Origin of the sequence: Candidatus Thiothrix phosphatis, from assembly GCF_035668035.1 — a bacterium.
Lineage (GTDB): Bacteria > Pseudomonadota > Gammaproteobacteria > Thiotrichales > Thiotrichaceae > Thiothrix > Thiothrix phosphatis.
Genome location: NZ_JAYMYJ010000090.1, coordinates 19,714 through 36,065, shown reverse-complemented (window position 1 = coordinate 36,065; position 16,352 = coordinate 19,714). Strand labels below are relative to the sequence as shown.

Sequence of the window (16,352 nt, the reverse complement as noted above, 5' to 3'; positions counted from 1 at the left end):
GGTACAGCAGTTGTATTTGTCAAATATATGCTAGAATTCCGGCTTTCCCACAACCCGTCCGATTGGCTGCCAACTGAGGAATTCCACTTGCATCCTGCTTGTACGTTGTACCCGCCTATTGTTACAGACACCTTTCCCCGCTGCCAAGGTTTTTAAATGCAAGTCGCACTGGTGCATGAGTGGTTCAATGAAGTGGCGGGTTCGGAAAAGTGTGTGGGGGAGTTCAACCACCTTTATCCCGACGCAGACATTTACACCTTGGTTGACTGGCTGGATGACGCCTCCCGCGCCAGCCTGCTCGGCGGCAAACAAACCCGGACATCGTTCATCCAGCATCTGCCGTTCGCCCGCAAGCATTTTCGCCAGTACCTGCCGCTGTTCCCCATCGCCATCGAGCAGTTCAACTTGGACAAATATGACCTGGTGCTGTCTTCCTCCCATCTGGCCGCCAAAGGCGTCCTGACCCACCACGGGCAACTGCATGTCTGTTACTGCCATACGCCGGTGCGCTACGCCTGGGACATGTACCACGACTACCTGCGCGGCGGCAACCTACAGAACGTCAGCGTCAAATCCTGGATCAGCCGCCATACCCTGCACAGGCTGCGCATCTGGGATGTGGTCAGCAGCAACCGTGTCGACCATTTCATCGCCAATTCCCATTACATCCGCAAACGCATCCAGAAAATTTACCGGCGGGAGGCCCATGTCATTTATCCACCTGTTGATACAGATCGATTCAGTTTATCGACAGGCAGGGACGACTATTATTTAGCCTTCTCCCGCCTAGTGCCGTATAAGCGCATGGATCTGATTGTCCAGGCGTTCGCCCATACGAAGCGCAAGCTGGTCGTGGTGGGCAATGGGCCGGAGATGGAAAAATTGCGTAGCATGGCGACAGGCAATATTGAATTCCTTGGTTTCCAGGATGACGCCAGCGTCGCCCGCCTGATGCAAAAGGCCAAAGCGCTGGTGTTTGCGGCGCTGGAAGATTTCGGCATCATCCCGGTGGAGGCGCAGGCTTGCGGCACACCTGTCATCTGCCTGAACCAAGGGGGAACTGCGGAAACCGTTGTGCATGGCAAAACCGGCATCCATTTTGAGGAACAGACAGCGGCGGCCATCCACCAAGCGGTCAATGATTTTGAGGCACGGCAAGATAAGTTTGATCCGGAGATAATCAGCGAATTCGCACAACGTTTTTCAGTGATGCGTTTTCGTTATGACATTAATAAGCACATAAGTAAATTAATGGAACAAAAACTTTAAGAGTTAGCTAATCTTTTGATTAACCGCCCTAAAAAAGAAGATCAATGCCCCTATGAAGGTTATCCACGTTGCTGAATCGTTCGCTGCTGGCGTATTGCATTTTGTCGCCCAAATCACGCGCGTCATGCCGGAACACGAGCATGTTGTCATTCATGGCAAACGCCCGGATACGCCTGAAAATTACGCCAGCTTGTTTCCCAGCAATGTAGTCCTGTTGCCGTGGCAAGAGCTGGGCCGGGACATCAGCCCCTGGCGCGACGCCACCGCCTTGTTCCGGCTGATGCGCCTGCTACACCAGCAGGATGGCGACATCGTTCACCTGCATTCCTCCAAGGCCGGATTTCTGGGGCGGTTGGGGGCCATGCTGTTGGGGCAATCGAAACGGGTCATTTACACGCCGCACGGTGTCGCTTTCCTGCGGCAGGACGTGGCCAGCCGCAAGCAAACACTGTTTGCCTGGCTGGAGCAACTGGCGGACAAATGCGGCGGGAAAGTCATCGCCTGTTCCGCATCCGAAGCCGCCTGTTTACGTTCCCATGGCATTAAGGCCGACTACATCAACAACGGTGTCACCTGCCAGCCGGAATCCGAGATCAAAACGCCCAAACATGATGAGAAGTCGATCAGGGTAACCTTGGTTGGACGCATTTCCAGCCAGAAAAACCCGTCGTGGTATAACGCCATTGCAGCAGCGTTTGTCGACCAGCCGCATATCCGCTTTCTGTGGGTGGGCGACGGCGAATTGCGCCATCAATTGACCGCGCCCAATATTGAATGCAGCGGCTGGGTCAGCCCTGCCCAAGTGACAGCGCACTTGCAAGCCACCGACATTTACCTGTCGACTTCAGCGTGGGAAGGCCTGCCACTCTCCGCCTTGCAGGCCATGTGCCACCGCCTGCCCCTGGTGTTGAGCAAGTGCACAGGGCATTCGGACATTGTGCACACGGGGCAAAACGGCTTCCTGTTCCAGAATACGGATGAAGCGGTCAGGCTGATCCAACTGCTGGCGGACAACCCGGCGGCGCGCGCCCAACTGGGGCAGGCCAGCCGGGAGTTGCTGGAGCGGGAATTCAACGTGCAGCAGATGGCGGACGGATACCGGCGGCTTTATCTGCAAGCGGGCAGGAACCCGCAATCCGTTGCGTGCGAAGCTGCGTTCACCGAGTTTAAAAGCCCAACCCCCAAAGCATAAGACGGCGCACCGTCAACACAGCGCCTTATCAATCCAGGCTTTCGTCCTTGTCAGCCCTTCACGCAACCCAATGGCAGGGTTCCAGCCCAATTCAAGCCGCGCCCGGCCAATATCCAGCACATTCACGGGGACATCCAGCGAACGCGCTGGCATGAATTCCATTGCGGCCTGTTTGCCCGTGGCCACCTCAATGGCATTGACAAGCTCCAGCAAGGTTGTCGGGATGCCTGAACCAATATTGAAAACATGCTCATCACCCGCATAGTCCATGGCCGCCAGCAACGCGCCCATCAAATCCCCAATATACAGATAATCCCGGGCGATTGAGCCATCCCCCCATAGGGTGATTTTCTCATTCGCCAACACCCGGCCCATGAAAACCGCCACCGCCCCTTGGGAAGCAACCAGCCGTTGCCCTTCGCCATAAGGGTTGGAGACACGCAAAATGCTGTACTCAAGGCCATGGAGGGAACGGTACAGCTCAAGGTATTTCTCAATCGCCAACTTAGTGACGCCATAGGAACACAGTGGGTCGGTGGGGTGACGTTCATCGATAGGCAAATATTTTGGCGCGCCGTAAACCGTGCCGCCAGAAGATAAGAAAACGATCTTTTTAAGCGATGTGTGACGCGCCTGCTCCAAAAAGCGGATGGTGCTGATCAGGTTGCTCTGCACATCATAAACCGGATTCTCATTGGAAGATTTGGGCAAGGTGGTGGAAATCAGGTGGAAACAAACTTCACACCCAGCCAACGCCGCAGCCGCAGCCCTAGTGTCGGTGAAATCCCCCTCAACCACTTCAATCCGCTCCGCCACGTCTGGCTCCAGCAGGGATTCCGCTTCAGCCTGGTCAAATACGCGCACCGGATTGCCTGCCGCCAGCAGCGCCTTCACCAAATGTGAACCAATAAAACCCTTCCCCCCCAAAACCAAGCAGCGCTTATCCATAAATCAGCAACCTGTCATCCATCACAATAAAATCTCTTGCCTGACGCTCTCAAGATAATGGGCGGCCTGCGCCTGGACATTGGCGGCGACGGCGTGACGGCTGGCGACCCATTGCTGGACTTGCCCAATTTCCGCCAATAAGCGCTGCCGCCCTTCCCCGGCAATCACACTGTTTTCGTGCCGCCGATGGCGGTTGGCGGCGCGTGGGGAATAGGCAATGCCGCCATGCGACAAGACATGCACATAGGCAACCCAATCCCCTGCCTTCCGGAAAGTGCTGATTTCCTGGCAATGCTCCTGGAAAACCTGCTTCAGCACAGCGCCGTCAAACACAACAGCGCTGACGTTGGGAACCGTGTTCAAGATGGCCAGCGCCGAAACACATTCCTCCGTCCCATCCGCGATATAAGCCTGCTTCCATTTGGAGGCAGAAACAACACTGACATAATCCTGGTAGTTTTTGGCCAATACCGCGCCATCCGCGCCAATTTGCTGGGAATCGCAGTAACTCAGCACAGCTTCCCCGGAAATGAGCGGCGGCAAAACCGTTTCCAGAAAATCCGGGTTGCTGAGGTCGTCCGCTTCCGCAATCCAGATATAATCCCCAGTCGCCAGCTCAATCCCTTTGCGCCATTGTTCAAACACATTTCCCGAATTGGCCTCATTCCGCACAACCCTGGCTTCCGTCTGTGTTGCCGCCAGCCATGCCGACATCACCGCAATGCTCTGGTCGCTCGACGCGTCATCCAGCACAATCCATTCAAACACTGGCAGGGATTGCTTGCTGATGCTTTCCAGCCGCGCTTCAAGGTAACGTGCGTAATTGTAATTCGGCACAATCACGGAAACCCTCGGCAATTTGATGTCCAACAGCCCACACAAATCAAACAAATAGGCGCGGAATGCAAAATGCTCATCGACATGGCGCTGGGCCGCTTCGCCCATATGCCGGGACAGTTCCGCATTCTCCAGCAGTTGGTTGATGGCGTCGGCAAACTGGCCCGTATCCAGCGCAGGCGCAACCAGCCCCCCAACTTTCGCCACCAATTGGGACGCACCACCCGTTTCGGCGAACGCCACCACCGGAACACCCGCGTCAAAGGACTCCAACACCACGTTGGGGAATGGGTCTTCCCGCGAGGTCAGGGCGTACACATCCGAAGCGGCGTGGAACAGCGCAGTTTCCGGGTTGAAACCGACGAAATGAATCCGCCCCCCATACGCATTTCCCGCCAGCCGGGACTCAACCTGCGCCTGCATCGCCTGCTCCCAGTGCCCGACCCAGATGAAATCGACATCCTGGCGCTGGGCCAGCAGTTGCAGCGCGCATTCCACAAACAAATCAACACCCTTGCGGTGGTCGGCGTAACCCACCGTCAGGACAATCTTGCCCTCCGCCGCCAGCCCAAGCTGCTTGCGCAACGTAGCCCTGGCCGTGGCTTTGTCCAGCCGCCATTTGTTCCTGCGGTACAAGCCCTGAGGGCGGATAATCCGTTTGGCGTCATCCACCGCCGCAAAACGGGCGAAGCCCTCCGCGACGGTTGGCGCGGGGAATACGACCGCTTTGGCATGGGCGGCAATCTGCGCCGCGCAACCTTCAAGCTGGAACTGCTGGATAACCCCAGGCAATTCATGCACCAGACAAATGCTTTCAATGCCTGCCTGCTGGAAAACCGGCAACATGCACCCGGAAACCGTCGTGTTCACAATCGCCTTGCTAAAGCCGCGCTTGGCCAGCATGGCAGCCACCGGCACCAACGCCCCGCTGCCCTGTTCCTGCACAGCCACATGATGCACCCTGGCGAGCGCGGCAAACTCCTTTTCCAGTTTCCCGCCGCCCAGCAGGACGACCTCCACCTCCAGATGCAAGTCCTGTTTCAGCGCCCTGACCATCCCCAACGCCAGGAATTGCGCCCCATGCGGGTGGGCGTCGTGTGAAACCACCAGCACTTTCCCCGCCGCATGCAGATTGCCTTCCCCGGTCAGGGCACGGCGGGTGGCTTCCAGGTAAGCATAGCCATATTGCTGGTCTGGCTCCAAATGCGCCCCTTCCGCCCATTCGTTCCAAGCATTGACAAAGACCAGCCGTTCGCCCGGATTGCCGAAACGGGCGCAGGTGTCAGCCACCGCATTTTCCAGCCATTCCTGATAGGCCGCCGGGTTGCTGTACAAATAAATCGTGCCGTTCTGTTTCCGGCGCGCCGTATTGTCCCAGGATGGGCAAACGCTCCTGAACAACGCATAACCCGGCTTTTTATAATGGCGGGAACGTTTGACAAACGTGCGCCAGTCATACACTTTGCCATTGAAACGCCCATTCAACGGCTCGACCGTGTCCGCAATATCTGGCAACGGCACATTATTGGGTGGAAACTCAATCGCCCCGTCAAAACCATAGTGCTTTGGGTTCACCACTTCGAACGATTGGGTATAGGCAAGGTAAATCTCGCCAACCCCATTATCCCGGCACCAGTCCCGCCAGCGTTTGGCGGTGTCTTTCGCTGACGGCAGCAAACCGGGCCGGTACACCAGCAGCAACGGCTTGCCATTGACCCGGAGATAACGTTCGTCCCGCATGTATTGGGCGACATAGCGGATAAAGGCCAAGTCATCTTCGGCGGAATGCTGCTGCGCGATCAGGATTTCGCTTTCCAGGCCATCCCAGCGGCGGCTCCAGTTTTCATTCGCCCAGCACAGGCAAAAGGGCAAGTCCAGGCTGCGGTCTTGCAAATAATGCTCCACCGGCTTTTCCAGCAACAGCTTGCCGCCAAACCAGTAGGTGTAAAAACAGAACCCGCCAATACCGTAAAGCTTCGCCAACTCCACCTGCCGCTGCTGTGTCCTGGAGTCCAGCAGGTCGTAATAGCCCAGTTCATCCGGGACATGCGGCTGGTAATGCCCCACAAACTGGGGTTGCGCGGGCCGCACATTCGTCCACTCCGTAAACCCCTCCCCCCACCAGGCGTTATTTTCCGGGATGGCGTGGAACTGGGGCAGGTAAAACGCAATCAGGCGGACAGGCAAATCAACTGGCGGCGGCGCATCCAGCAATGGCGCATACGTCGCGCCAGACAGCATATCGCCAGGATTGGCCAGTGGCTCCGGCCATTCCTCCCAGGATTCATCCTCACCCGCCCAGTTGCGGTACGTCCGGCTCCAGCGCCCCAGGCCGGGCGGCAGGGCAGTGAACAACTGCTGCTTCAGGCACGCCTTCTGCCGGGCGGACAGCGGCAGCTTTTTCCACGCTTGCCTGGCCCCGAGGGATGCGGTTTGCCGCGCCCAGCGGTAAAGCCCGCCTGCCTTGCCCCGGCGCATGTCCCGCAACGGCTTGGTGATGCGCCAACTGAGGGTGTTCAACATCATGTTGCGCTCCGCCAGCAGGCTGTCGCGTTCGGCGGCCAGCGTGGCGACCTGCGCCTCACGCTCCGCAATCTGCGCATCGCGCCCCGCCATCAGGCCACGCCAGAAACGGGTTATCTCGGTGTCTTCGATGCGTTGCTCCAGCACACCGCTATCCAGCAAGGGCAAGTCAGCATCCGACACCACCGCAAGCAAATACACTGCATACGGCACACCAGGGATCGCGGGCAAATCAGGGTCTGCAAGCTCATAGCTGGCCGCCGGGCCTACCCCTTCCTCACTCAGGATCGCCGAGCCGTAGACCACCCGTTGCCCATACACCCGGCAATGTTTGAAGTATTTTTTCAGCAGCGCGGTAAATTCATCACGGTACAGCTCCTTGACGTGATGCGGATTGACCGTGCCCGGCTTGTCGGTGAACTCCAGCTTGTCAGGGTTGGAAATCACCAGCACCCCGTTTGGCCGGAGCACCCGCTTGATCTCCAACATCATGGCGTCATGTTCGTCATGGTGTTCGATGGTTTCAAAACTCACCACCACGTCAACACTGGCGTCAGCCAAGGGGATTGCAGCGCATGTCCCCTGCCGGTAGGTGAGGTTGGCGCGCTGGTATTTGGCTTGTGCGTGGGCGACGGCTTCCTCAGAAATGTCCACCCCGGTGACGTTAAGCGCAACCTTCGCCAGCATGGCGCTGCCGTAACCTTCGCCGCTGGCGATATCCAGGACGGTTTTCCCCGCCGCCACTTTACTGGCCAGCAAATAACGGTGCAGGTGCTCCAGTTCAATATTGCCATGCACGTCCGGCATAAAACGCTCACCGGTAAAATCCATCCGCTCAATTCCTCCCGATTTATGATTTTCTATCTGTCGCCTGACGCAAGCTGACGCGCTTCATGGGCACACCAATCAGCCCCATGCAGGCGGACGCGGCATGCACCCGCACAATCATGGCGTCATGCAGCCAATGATGCTGGATATGCGCCTCCTGGGTGCCTTCCGCAATGGCGGGCGAAATGCTGTAGTCACCCGACGGCAGGAACGGCAACTGGAATTCAAACCGGGCGGTCAGTTCTGTCCCCGCCGCCACCTGCTGCGGATCATCCCGGTAGGCAAGGAAGGTGTTGTCGGAAAAAATCACTTGCCCCAGCCGATCCTTGAACTGGAAACCGATGATGGGGCCGACAATGTCCCTGTACACGGCGCAACGGATATCCAGCATCACGTCCTCGCCACCCATGACATACGTTAACGGCTCGCCATCCTGACCCAGCAGCCGGACCCCTAGGATTTTCGCATCGCCGGTGCCGAACCCTGCCGCATCCGGCTTCACATCGGCCAATGCTTCGCTGGCCTCTTCCTGCCCATCCTGTTTGCGGCTGACGCCGGTCACATCCTGGTCTGCTGCATACAGTGTAGCAAGATAATGCTCGGTCACTTCTTTCGGCGTGCCGGTTTCGGCAATTTTCCCCTGGCTTAACAGCACGGCCTTGCTGCACAAATTGACAATCGCCGCTGTGTCATGGCTGACAAACAGCACCGTGCCCGTCTGCATGAAGTCGCGCAGGAAACGTATGCATTTCTGGGTGAAAAAAGCGTCGCCCACCGCCAGCGCCTCATCCACCACCAGGATGTCCGCATCCACATGGGCAATCACGGCGAACGCCAGCCGCACGTACATCCCGCTGGAATAGGTCTTGACCGGCTGCTCCATGAAAGCGGCGATGTCAGCGAACGCAATGATGTCCGCCATCTTGGCGTTGGTCTCTTCCTTCGACAGGCCGTACAGGGAGGCCGCCATATACACATTTTCCCGCCCAGTAAATTCCGGGTTGAACCCTGCCCCCAGCTCCAGCAAGGCGGCGACCCGGCCATTGACTTCAATGCTGCCGGTGGTCGGCGTCAGCGTCCCGCAGATCATTTGCAACAGCGTGGATTTGCCGGAACCGTTGCGCCCGATAATGCCGACCGTTTCGCCTTTGCCAATGCTGAAGGAAACGTCTTGCAACGCCCAGAAATCCCGGAACCACTGCCGTCGGTTACCCGGCAACATTTGCAGCAGGCGATGGTGTGGCCGGTCGTAAATCTGGTAATTCTTGCCCACATTTGTCACTTTGATGGCGAAATCAGAGGACATCGGCAAACCCTCCCCGGCTTTTCTGGAACCAAGCAAACCCAAGCCACGCCAGCAGGCAAGCAGCCACGCTGTAAACCAGCAAGCCGCCCCAGTCCGGCAGGTTGCCAAACACCAGCACCTGCCGGGTCTGCTCAATAATGAACGTCAGGGGATTCAGCAGCAGCCATGCCTGGAATTTCTCCGGCAACCTGGACAGGGGATAAAACACCGGGCTCATGAACAGCAGCACAGTCGTGATCACGCCAGTGATCTGCGCCACATCCCGCAGATACACCCCCAATGACGCCAACAGCCAGCTGATACCCATAATGCTGATGACGAAGGGAGCCAGCACCACCGGCAACAACAGCACTGTCCACGGTATTCCGCCCATCAGCGCCAATTCCGCCACCAGCAACACCAGGATGCTGATGGCTGCATGGAAAAACGCGGAAATCAAGGTTGTCCATGGCAGGATTTCAAGGGGAAACACCACTTTTTTCACATAGCTGGCGTTATTCAGCACCAACGTGGGCGCACGGTTGACACATTCCGCAAACAGGCTGTGCACCACCAGGCCAGCAAACAGGATGATTGCAAAACTGCCCCGCCCGCCCGCCACGTCCTGCCCCCAGCGCGCCTCAAACACGACGCTGAACACAAAGGTGTAAACCAGCAACATGAAAATTGGGTTGAAAAATGACCACGCCAGCCCTACCATCGACCCCCGGTAACGGCCCAGGACTTCGCGTTTGCTCATCTGCCAGACCAGCTGGCGGTGCCGCCACAAGGAATGCGCTATCGCCATGGGGCTGTTTGGCAATGGTTGATATAACTTCATGTTTATATTAAATCTTCTTGAAAATGGCGGCGGCTATCAGCCCCACATGGCTCCACAACGGTTCGCGGTAAACACCCACTTGCCACAACCCCCACAAGCGGGGCAGCAGCCAGCGGCTTCGCGCACGGACAAAGTTGTCCAGCATCAACCGGTTTTGCGGTGTGAGTGTAACATGCCCTTGCTGTAAAGCGCGTATATGACGGTCATTGCCCTGCCTGAAATTTCCCTGCCACACCTCCCGCAACGTGCGCAGGCGCAGCAAGCGCGCCAACCAGTTGCGCTTCATCCCCACCAAATTGCCGCCATGCTGGCGGTAACGCAGGCTCGGGACAGGGTCATAAAACACCGCGCCACCCGCACCTGTCACCAGCAAATACAACCACCAGTCATGCGCCACCACCTCCACATTTGCGCCCGCTTGCCTCAACAAGGCGCAGGCGGCGTGGTTGAACACCATCGTGTTGCCGCTGGCAGGGTTTTGCGTCAGGGCATGGACAAAACAGAGCGGCCTGACCGCCAGCGGGGACAAGCCGATTTCACGGTTTTCAGCATCGACCAGCCGTGTGCGTGCACAGTAGAGCGCAGGAACGCCATCCTGAACCGTCTGCAACCAATCCAGCGCCCGTTGCAGCTTGTCCGTTTCCCAAATGTCGTCCTGATCGCAAAACGCATAGTAGTTGGCCTGAATTTCGGCATTACAGGCAAGCGACAGAAAATTTGCCACGAACCCGTTCCCCGGCCCATGAACAATAGATAGGCACCCGGCAGGCCATTTTGACCTATACTCAGCCAGAATTGTGAGGGTATTATCTCGCGAACCATCGTCAGACGCCCAAATGCACCAGTGAGGAGAGGACTGGGTGGCAATGGAATCGAGCTGGGCGTGCAAATATGGCTGACCGTTATAAGTGCAAAGCAGAATGGCGACCCCTGGACTGGCGCTTCGATTCAAAGTGATGACTTTTCTATAACTAAATCATGAAATATACCCTGTTCAAGCTGACCCTGTACACCCTGCTGTTAGTGCTGAACCTGCTGCTGGCACGCGGTCTGGCGGAATGGCTGTTGCCGGACATTTACGCCCACCCCACCAGCAAATACCTGTGGCAGATCATGGTCTATCTGCTGATTTTCTTTTACTTGCGCTTGCTCACCCGACGCATGGTGACGACCTCGGAAACCTGGCTGATCATCAAAGGCAACCTCTTCGCTGTGGTGATCAATTTCGCCCTGCTGTCCATGCTCAAACAGGCAGACCAGTATTCACGCATGATCATCCTGACCTTTTTCAGCCTGAACCTGTTGCTGCCCATTTGGATTTACTACCTGAAACGGCGCTTCCTCCAACATCCCCTGCTGCGGGAACGGGTGCTGCTGATTTGTGACGAGGAAGCCTGCACGGACGCCCAGCAATGGCTGGCCGTTGACAACCCGTTTGGCTTCGATATTGGGCAGACCCTTAACCTCAACCACCACTCGCCCGAAGGCTTGCAGGTGGCGGTTTCCAAGGCACTGGAGAACGAACATTTCTTCGCCACCATCATCATGCTGGAAAACACCGGCATGGAGCACATGTTTCACCTGATGGACCAGATCCAGCATAAGGTCAAGCGGATACTGCTGGTGCCGCGCATGACCTCATCGCCGATGTTCAATGCGGAAGTGTTCAACTCAATCAACCAGAAAGGCCTGATTTTCTTTGTCCGCAACAATTTGTTGAGCGATAGTGACCGGGCCTTCAAACACCTGTCCGATTTTGTGCTGGCACTCGCCCTGACGCTGGCGCTGGCACCCTTCCTGTTTGGCGTGTACGTCTGGGTATGGAAGGCGACGGATGGCAAACCCATCTTCAAACAAAAACGCATCGGCCTGGACGGCAAGCCATTCAAGATTTACAAGTTCCGCACCATGCGGGTCGACGCCGACCGGCAACTGGAAAAAATCCTTGAATCCGACCCCGCCGCCCGTGAAGAATGGGAGCGCGACCGCAAACTGAAGAATGACCCGCGCATCACCCGCATCGGCAGTTTCCTGCGCCGCACTTCGCTGGACGAACTGCCGCAACTGGTCAATGTGCTGCGCGGGCAAATGTCGCTGGTGGGCCCACGGCCCATCATCGAGGAAGAAATTGTTGCCTATGGTGAATATATCGACTATTACACGCAGGTCAGGCCCGGCATCACCGGCTTGTGGCAAGTCAGCGGGCGCAATGAACTGAGCTATGCCGAGCGCGTGCAACTGGATGTCTGGTATGTGCGCAACTGGTCGGTGGAACTGGACTTGATCATCCTGACCAAGACCATCGTGGCCGTGCTGTTGAGAAAGGGCAGTTATTGACACACAACAATCAAGAGACACACATCATGCAAACATTAACCTGTTTCAAGGCTTATGACATCCGGGGGAAACTGGGTGAAGAACTGAACGAAGACATCGCCTACCGCATCGGGCGCGCCTATGGCGCATTCGTGGGCGGCAGCGGCCAAGTCGTGGTTGGCGGCGACGTGCGCCTGACCTCCGCAGGGCTCAAGCTGGCGCTGGCCAACGGCTTGCAGGATGCGGGCGTGGATGTCATCGACATCGGCATGACCGGCACGGAGGAAATCTATTTCGCCACCTTCCATCTGGGCGTGGATGGCGGCATTGAAGTCACGGCCAGCCACAACCCGATGGATTACAACGGCATGAAGCTGGTGCGCGAAGGCTCCAGGCCGATCAGCGGCGACACCGGCCTGAAGGACATCCAGCGCATGGCGGAAACCAACAGCTTCCCGCCCGTCAGCCAGCGCGGGACATTGGCCCAGCAATCCACGCTGGCGGCTTATGTGCAACACTTGCTCGGCTACATCGGCCTGCCGTCCCTCAAGCCGCTGAAACTGGTGGTGAATGCGGGCAACGGCGCCGCAGGCCATGTGGTCGACGCGTTGGAAGCCGAATTCCAGCGCCTGCAAGTCCCCGTCACCTTCATCAAGGTGCATAACGACCCGGATGGGACATTCCCGCACGGCATCCCCAATCCGCTGCTGCCGGAAAACCGCGCCGACACCCGCAATGCAGTGCTGGAGCATAACGCCGACATGGGCATCGCCTGGGATGGCGATTTCGACCGCTGCTTCCTGTTTGATGAGCAAGGCGAATTCATCGAAGGCTATTACATCGTCGGCCTGCTGGCGGAAGCCTTCCTGCAACAGCATCCGGGCGCCAAGATCATCCACGACCCGCGCCTGACCTGGAACACCATCGACGTGGTGCAAGCGGCGGGCGGCGAACCGATCCAGTCCAAGACCGGCCACGCCTTCATCAAGGAGCGGATGCGCTTGGAAGACGCCATCTACGGTGGTGAAATGAGCGCCCACCATTATTTCCGCGACTTCGCCTACTGCGACAGCGGCATGATCCCGTGGCTGCTGGTGGCGCAACTGATGAGCGTCAAGGGCAAACCGCTGTCCACACTGGTGGACGAACGCATCCAGGCTTATCCGTGCAGCGGTGAAATCAACTTCCACGTCGCCGATGTCAAAGCCTGCATCGCCAAGGTGCGCGAACACTTCGCGGCGCAGCAGCCGCTGGTGACCGACACCACCGATGGCCTGAGCATGGAATTTGCCGACTGGCGTTTCAACCTGCGCGGCTCCAATACCGAGCCAGTGCTGCGTTTGAATGTGGAATCACGGCGAAACCCGGCGCTGGTGCAGGAACAGGTCAATATAGTTAGCGGCCTGTTATCTTGAACAATACAGGTGGGCGAATAAATACATTCGCCCACCCAACCATCAACAAAAATCAACAAAAATCAACAACCATCTATTTCCATTCAATGATCTTCACAATGAAATCATTGTCAGCCGCATTCTTTGTTGGCTCAATAGCATAAATAGACACATCACTCAAGGTAGTGAATCCAACCCAGTATTTAGAATCACTGTCCTGCATTGAATAGGTTGTATCAGCATTCTCCGCAACATCATAGTAAGTTGCATCATTCAAATAACTCACTTCAGCTTTCAGATGCCCACCCACTGTCTTCACATACATGCCATTTTCTTCTGATTTAAACCGTATGCGACAATCAGCATCGGTATAGACTTCGAAAACCGGGCTACTGCTATTCAATGGATCAATCTCAAGATAACCATTATCAACACGTACTGGCGACTTGTCTTTAAGGCTGAACGTCACTTTACCCCAGTGTTGTGATGGGCAGGTTGTGGCTTTCCTGACCCAACAGCCATCCCAACCAGCCCTGGTCGTTGTCCCTCCAGCAACATCACATTTTGCAAACTTGTCATAGTGGATTTCACAAATGTTGTGGCCATCCCCAAAATCGACAAATTCAACGCCTTGGCACATGGGATCATTCCCACATGCATATTTACAGTCTGCCAGCGAAGCAACCGGATCAATGGCGAACCCCCGATCCCCACTGCCATCAGGCAATGGCGTAACACCATCTTGTGCATAGGTGCGCCACCCACCAAAACCTTTATAATCGAAATCAACCGCCATAACAGGTGCTGACAGCAATGCAATGACAAGAAACAACACTGTTTTGTTAATATACGCAGACATGGCAAATACCCTCCTGGAAGCAATAACAAACCTAACCAGTTATCGATAAACGATTCTCGTCAAATAGACCTCCCCTAATCAAAAAAATAAAAACATAATTACAGATTAAAATTCCATGGTTGCCTTATATAAAACTGTGAAATATTTTATAGAAAGCGTGATTATGCACCTTATATTTTTATAAATAGATAATGAGATATTGGAGTAACCGCCCTTTAATTTACCCTAATACAGTAATCAGCAAGTTGCCAATAAAAATTAACACAATAAATATTTTCGCCATAAATGTACAATAAACGCCCGACAAATATTGACTACGAATAGAATATCCAGTTTATCTGCGGCATAATCCCACTTTTCTTTGCCTTTGCTTATGGAGCATTGAATGGCGCAATACATTTACACCATGAACGGTGTCGGCAAGGTTGTCCCGCCGAACCGCTTCGTCCTCAAGGACATTTACCTGAATTTTTTCCCCGGCGCCAAGATCGGGGTGCTCGGCTATAACGGCGCGGGCAAATCCACCCTGCTGCGCATCATGGCGGGGATCGACGCCGACATTGTGGGCGAAGCCCGTCCGCAGCCCGGCATCAATATCGGCTACCTGCCGCAGGAACCGCAACTGAACCCGGACAAGGATGTGCGCGGCAATGTGGAGGAGGGTTTAAGCGTCATCAAGGATGCACAAGCCCGCCTGGATGAGGTCTACGCCGCCTACGCCGACCCGGACGCCGATTTCGACGCCCTCGCCGCCGAACAGGCGCGCCTGGAAAATATCCTGCAAGCCGCTGACGCCCATAATCTGGACCACACCCTGGAAATCGCCGCCGACGCCCTGCGCCTGCCGCCCTGGGACGCTGATGTCAGCAAGCTCTCCGGTGGTGAGCGCCGCCGCGTCGCCCTGTGCCGCCTGCTGCTGTCCTCCCCCGACATGCTGATCCTCGACGAACCAACCAACCACCTCGACGCCGAATCCGTCGCCTGGTTGGAGCGTTTCCTGAAGGAATTCCCCGGCACCGTGGTCGCTGTCACCCATGACCGTTACTTCCTCGACAATGTGGCGGGCTGGATTTTGGAGCTTGACCGTGGGCAGGGCATTCCATGGGAAGGCAATTACTCTTCCTGGCTGGACCAGAAAGAACGCCGTCTGGAGCAGGAAAAGAAATCCGAACAAGGCCGCCTGAAGGCGATGAAGGAGGAGCTCGACTGGGTGCGTTCCAACCCCAAAGGCCGCCAAGCCAAAAGCAAGGCGCGCATGCAGCGTTTTGAGGAACTGTCATCCAGCGATTACCAGAAACGCGCCGAAACCAACGAAATCTACATCGCCCCCGGCCCGCGCCTTGGCGACCTGGTGATTGAGGCGCAAGGCATCAGCAAATCCTTCGGCGACCGCCTGCTGTACGACAACCTCAGCTTCAACCTGCCCAAGGGCGGCATCGTCGGCATTATCGGCCCCAACGGCGCGGGCAAGACCACCCTGTTCCGCATGATCACCGGGCAGGAACAGCCTGATTCCGGCGCGTTCCGTGTGGGTGAAACCGTCAAGATCGCCTATGTCGACCAGTCCCGCGACGACCTTGACCCGAACAAGACGGTCTTCCAGGAAATTGCGGACGGGCATGACATCATGACGGTGGGCGGTTATCAAATTCAGTCACGCGCCTATGTTGGCCGCTTCAACTTCAAGGGCGACTCCCAGCAGAAACGCATCGGCGATTTGTCCGGCGGTGAACGCAACCGGGTGCATCTGGCCAAGCTGCTCAAGTCCGGCGGCAACCTGCTGCTGCTTGACGAACCGACCAACGACCTCGATGTGGAAACCTTGCGCGCGTTGGAAGAAGCGCTGCTCAACTTCCCTGGCTGCGCGGTGGTGATCTCGCATGACCGCTGGTTCCTGGACCGTATCGCCACCCACATCCTCGCGTTTGAAGGCGAGTCGCAGGCGACCTGGTTTGAAGGCAACTACAGCGACTACGAAGAAGATTACAAACGCCGCCACGGCAATGAACTGCATCCGCAGCGGATCAAGTACAAACGCCTCAAAAGCTAAAAAACAGCCC

Annotated in this window: 11 protein-coding genes; 5 read left to right on the top strand and 6 right to left on the bottom strand. The window is 56.5% G+C overall.

Annotated features, from left to right (window positions below):
* The first annotated feature begins 156 nt into the window (after positions 1 to 156).
* Complete coding sequence (locus VSS37_RS09300) at positions 157 to 1,269, top strand: glycosyltransferase family 4 protein (protein ID WP_324694590.1); 1,113 nt, start codon at positions 157 to 159, stop codon at positions 1,267 to 1,269.
* Positions 1,270 to 1,321: 52 nt separating this feature from the next.
* On the top strand, positions 1,322 to 2,461 hold the full coding sequence (locus VSS37_RS09295) for a glycosyltransferase (protein ID WP_324694589.1): 1,140 nt from the start codon (positions 1,322 to 1,324) through the stop codon (positions 2,459 to 2,461).
* A 12-nt stretch (positions 2,462 to 2,473) separates the two neighbouring features.
* Here the strand turns inward: VSS37_RS09295 and VSS37_RS09290 are convergent, their stop codons facing one another.
* The 5 genes from VSS37_RS09290 to VSS37_RS09270 are packed head-to-tail and all read right to left on the bottom strand — an operon-like array spanning position 2,474 to position 10,675.
* A complete protein-coding gene (locus VSS37_RS09290) occupies positions 2,474 to 3,409 on the bottom strand; it encodes an NAD-dependent epimerase/dehydratase family protein (protein WP_324694587.1) in 936 nt (311 codons plus the stop codon).
* 21 nt (positions 3,410 to 3,430) lie between these two features.
* A complete protein-coding gene (locus tag VSS37_RS09285; RefSeq protein ID WP_324694586.1) occupies positions 3,431 to 7,600 on the bottom strand; it encodes a glycoside hydrolase family 99-like domain-containing protein in 4,170 nt (1,389 codons plus the stop codon).
* Positions 7,601 to 7,619: 19 nt separating this feature from the next.
* Positions 7,620 to 8,903 (bottom strand): ABC transporter ATP-binding protein, encoded by a 1,284-nt coding sequence (locus tag VSS37_RS09280; protein WP_324694584.1) that lies wholly within the window; start codon positions 8,901 to 8,903, stop codon positions 7,620 to 7,622.
* Entirely contained in the window at positions 8,893 to 9,723 is an 831-nt protein-coding gene (locus VSS37_RS09275) for an ABC transporter permease (RefSeq protein ID WP_324694582.1), read from the bottom strand. Before VSS37_RS09275 ends, VSS37_RS09280 begins: the two co-directional genes overlap by 11 nt.
* Before the next feature lie 7 nt (positions 9,724 to 9,730).
* On the bottom strand, positions 9,731 to 10,675 hold the full coding sequence (locus VSS37_RS09270) for a glycosyltransferase family 2 protein (RefSeq protein ID WP_324694580.1): 945 nt from the start codon (positions 10,673 to 10,675) through the stop codon (positions 9,731 to 9,733).
* A 26-nt stretch (positions 10,676 to 10,701) separates the two neighbouring features.
* Between VSS37_RS09270 and VSS37_RS09265 the strand changes: the two genes are divergently transcribed.
* Together VSS37_RS09265 and cpsG are read left to right on the top strand one after the other, a co-directional pair.
* Entirely contained in the window at positions 10,702 to 12,060 is a 1,359-nt protein-coding gene (locus VSS37_RS09265) for an exopolysaccharide biosynthesis polyprenyl glycosylphosphotransferase (RefSeq protein ID WP_324694578.1), read from the top strand.
* Positions 12,061 to 12,086: 26 nt separating this feature from the next.
* Positions 12,087 to 13,454: a phosphomannomutase CpsG gene (cpsG, locus tag VSS37_RS09260; RefSeq protein ID WP_324694576.1), complete on the top strand. Its 1,368-nt coding sequence runs from the start codon at positions 12,087 to 12,089 to the stop codon at positions 13,452 to 13,454.
* 73 nt (positions 13,455 to 13,527) lie between these two features.
* Here the strand turns inward: cpsG and VSS37_RS09255 are convergent, their stop codons facing one another.
* Positions 13,528 to 14,292: a hypothetical protein gene (locus tag VSS37_RS09255; protein WP_324694574.1), complete on the bottom strand. Its 765-nt coding sequence runs from the start codon at positions 14,290 to 14,292 to the stop codon at positions 13,528 to 13,530.
* Between the two features lie 385 nt (positions 14,293 to 14,677).
* On the opposite strand from VSS37_RS09255, the gene ettA reads away from it, so the two are divergent.
* The gene (gene ettA / locus VSS37_RS09250; RefSeq protein ID WP_324694572.1) at positions 14,678 to 16,342 is read left to right on the top strand and encodes an energy-dependent translational throttle protein EttA; all 1,665 of its coding nucleotides are present in this window, start codon (positions 14,678 to 14,680) and stop codon (positions 16,340 to 16,342) included.
* Positions 16,343 to 16,352 lie beyond the last annotated feature (10 nt).

Bases quoted from the DNA above. Each gene is read 5' to 3' on its own strand.
- VSS37_RS09280 (WP_324694584.1), bottom strand. From the start codon at position 8,903: ATGTCCTCTGATTTCGCCATCAAAGTGACAAATGTGGGCAAGAATTAC.
- VSS37_RS09300 (WP_324694590.1), top strand. From the start codon at position 157: ATGCAAGTCGCACTGGTGCATGAGTGGTTCAATGAAGTGGCGGGTTCG.
- VSS37_RS09265 (WP_324694578.1), top strand. From the start codon at position 10,702: ATGAAATATACCCTGTTCAAGCTGACCCTGTACACCCTGCTGTTAGTG.
- VSS37_RS09290 (WP_324694587.1), bottom strand. From the start codon at position 3,409: ATGGATAAGCGCTGCTTGGTTTTGGGGGGGAAGGGTTTTATTGGTTCA.
- VSS37_RS09285 (WP_324694586.1), bottom strand. From the start codon at position 7,600: ATGGATTTTACCGGTGAGCGTTTTATGCCGGACGTGCATGGCAATATT.
- VSS37_RS09295 (WP_324694589.1), top strand. From the start codon at position 1,322: ATGAAGGTTATCCACGTTGCTGAATCGTTCGCTGCTGGCGTATTGCAT.
- ettA (WP_324694572.1), top strand. From the start codon at position 14,678: ATGGCGCAATACATTTACACCATGAACGGTGTCGGCAAGGTTGTCCCG.
- VSS37_RS09275 (WP_324694582.1), bottom strand. From the start codon at position 9,723: ATGAAGTTATATCAACCATTGCCAAACAGCCCCATGGCGATAGCGCAT.
- VSS37_RS09255 (WP_324694574.1), bottom strand. From the start codon at position 14,292: ATGTCTGCGTATATTAACAAAACAGTGTTGTTTCTTGTCATTGCATTG.
- cpsG (WP_324694576.1), top strand. From the start codon at position 12,087: ATGCAAACATTAACCTGTTTCAAGGCTTATGACATCCGGGGGAAACTG.